This window comes from Acinetobacter sp. 228 (assembly GCF_048147885.1).
Map to the genome: position 1 here is coordinate 1 of NZ_JAYWYV010000372.1, position 1,230 is coordinate 1,230.

A 1,230-nucleotide genomic window follows, 5' to 3' on the forward strand; every position below is an offset into this window, starting at 1 on the left:
TTATCCCAAAGCGGTTCAATGGTTCTTAACATTTGGAACGTGTGCTCTAGACGACCAGTGACATCATTAGGTTCAGTTGAATAGTACACATGGCGTTTGAGTTGCTCTCTAAACGGATGTTCTTCCATCATGAGTTCAGCAACTTGTTGTTTTAACTCATCGTCAGGTTTTGAAATCACACGACCTAACGGGAAGCATATCCATTTGACAAATACTGCTGGAAGCTTGGCTGGGAAGTTGTCAAATAGTCCCCAAAATGCTTCCTGAATATTCAAAAATGCTTTTTGCAGTGCTAGTTTGGCATGAAGTTGTTCAGCTTCAGTTTTTTGTCCAGCCTCATAATATTTTAAAATTGCAGTGGCAATAAACAAGTGCGCGTGAATATCTGCCAAGCGGCCTGATAGCATTTCTTTACGCTTTAGATCTCCTGCGAGTAATCCTAGCGCCATATCGGAAACAAGTGAAAAATTGGCGCTAAAACGATTGATGGTTTTATAGTAACTTGCAGTGAATTGATCTGCTGACTGAGGCGCATCACTCGAACCACCTGTCCAACCATAAGCAAATGATCTAGCACCGCGGTTAAAGGTATAGGCTAAATGTTTAAACAACAAATCATCGAATTTTTGTACGGCATTGGCTTTGTCGTCAGACTGAAGTAATTGCAATTCTTCAAAAAGATAAGGGTGACAGCGCATTGAGCCTTGACCAAAAATCATCAATGAGCGGGTTAAAATATTTGCACCTTCTACCGTAATAGCAATTGGAATTGCTTGATAGGTGAGAGCAAGGAAATTGCGTGGCCCAAGTTGAATTGCACGTCCTCCAGCAATATCCATTCCGTGATTAACCACTTTACGCATCGTTTCAGTTGCATAGTATTTTGCCATGGCAGTCATTACAGCAGGGGTTCCACCTTGGTTTAGACCACACGTCACTAAATAACGAAATGCTTCAAGCATATAGGCATCGCTGGCAATTTCACTGCTAGCTTCTTGTACACCTTCAAATTTGCCGACAGAAATATTGAACTGTTGACGAATTCTTGCAAAAGCACCGACAGTGAGATAGCTCATTTCACCTGCGGCCGTGGCCAATGCTGGCAGTGAAATACCTCGGCCAACACCTAAGCATTCCATCAGCATGCGCCAGCCTTTACCAGCATTTTCTTGTCCGCCAATAATCCAGTCAATTGGAAGGAAGACATCTTCACCCTCTACTGTCCCATTC

1 protein-coding gene is annotated in these 1,230 nt (G+C 42.8%); it reads right to left on the reverse strand.

The window, feature by feature from the left end; all coding sequences use genetic code 11:
- A partial coding sequence (locus VXQ92_RS19115) for an acyl-CoA dehydrogenase domain-containing protein (protein WP_416682860.1) occupies positions 1-1,230 on the reverse strand: 1,230 nt, incomplete at both ends.